General features: G+C 70.7%; 2 protein-coding genes. Both read left to right on the top strand.

Features of this window, described 5'->3' with window-relative positions:
- The coding region (locus J0695_RS36885; protein ID WP_206969122.1) for a deoxyguanosinetriphosphate triphosphohydrolase at nucleotides 1–1,128 on the top strand (1,128 nt) is incomplete at its 5' end.
- A 120-nt stretch (nucleotides 1,129–1,248) separates the two neighbouring features.
- The coding region (locus J0695_RS36890) for an FAD-dependent oxidoreductase (RefSeq protein ID WP_206969123.1) at nucleotides 1,249–1,618 on the top strand (370 nt) is incomplete at its 3' end.

Consider the following 1,618-nt stretch of genomic DNA (forward strand, 5'->3'; position numbering starts at 1 on the left):
TCCAGGTCCCAGATCTGGGACGCCAGCCCCCGCACCCGGCTCACCCACTCCCTGGAGTGCGCCCAGGTCGGCCGTGAGCTCGGCGCCGCTCTCGGCTGCGACCCCGACCTCGTCGAGACGGCCTGCCTCTCGCACGACATGGGCCACCCGCCCTTCGGGCACAACGGCGAACAGGCGCTCAACGACTTCGCCAAGGACTGCGGCGGCTTCGAGGGCAACGCCCAGTCGCTGCGCCTGCTCACCCGCATCGAACCGAAGCGCTTCGTGCACTCCGAGCGCACCGGCGAGCTGGTCAGCGTCGGTCTGAACCTCACCCGCGCCGCCCTGGACGCCGCCACCAAGTACCCCTGGCCGCGCGGCGGTCACCCCACCGACCCCGGCTCGCCGAAGTTCGGGGTGTACGAGGACGACCTGCCGGTCTTCGACTGGGCCCGCGAGGGCGCCCCGGACGACCGCAAGTGCTTCGAGGCCCAGGTCATGGACTGGTCCGACGATGTCGCCTACTCCGTGCACGACGTCGAGGACGGCCTGCACGCCGGCCACATCGACCCCAACTGCCTCTACTCCGAGCATGAGCGCGCCGCCATCTGGACCGCCGCCATCGGTCGTTACGTACCCGACGACACGGACCCCCAGGAGCTGGCCGAGGCCCTGGACCGGCTCCTCGCACAGGAGTGGTGGCCGCACGGGTACGACGGCTCTGCCGTCGCACAGGCCCGGTTGAAGGACGCCACCAGCCAGCTCATCGGCCGCTTCTGCCTCGCCGCCGAGGGCGCGACCCGGGCCTCGTACGGAACGGGGAGGCTCACCCGGTACGAGGCCGAACTGGTCGTCCCGCACGAGGCCCGCCTGGAGTGCGCCGTCCTCAAGGCCGTCGCCGACCTGTACGTCATGCAGCGCGACGAACAGGAGCGGCTCCGTGCCGACCAGCGCATCGTGCTGGCCGAGCTCGCCGAGGCGCTCACCGCCCGCGCCCCCGAAGGCCTCGATCCGCAGTTCCGGGCCCTCTTCGACGCGGCGTCCGACGACAGGGCACGCAAGCGCGTGATCGTCGACCAGATCTCCTCCCTCACCGACGCCTCCGCCCGCGCCCTGCACCGCATGTTCACCACCACCGACCGCCCATAAGGGCGCAGCCCACCGGACCCAACCAGCCAAAAGACACGCCCGGGCCCTCGCTCCCTCTTCCCCCATCACGCTCCGTGCGGGACGCTCGCAAGTGGCGCAGGCACATCGAGGAGGCATCAAGTGGTCGACGCACATCGCACGTTCGTCATCATCGGCGGGGGCCTTGCAGGGGCGAAAGCCGCCGAGACACTCCGCAGCGAGGGCTTCACCGGACGGGTGATCCTCATCGGGGACGAACGCGACCACCCCTATGAACGGCCGCCGCTCTCCAAGGGCTTCCTCACCGGCAAGGAGGAACGCGACAGCGTCTTCGTGCACGAACCCGCCTGGTACGCACAGGCCGACGTCGAGCTCCACCTGGGCCAGACGGTGGTGGCGATCGACCGCACGGCCAAGGCGGTACGCCTCGGCGAAGGCACCCTCATCCACTACGACAAGCTCCTTCTCGCCACCGGCGCCGAACCGCGCCGCCTCGACATCCCCGGCACCG

Origin of the sequence: Streptomyces beijiangensis, from assembly GCF_017315755.1 — a bacterium.
Lineage (GTDB): Bacteria > Actinomycetota > Actinomycetes > Streptomycetales > Streptomycetaceae > Streptomyces > Streptomyces beijiangensis.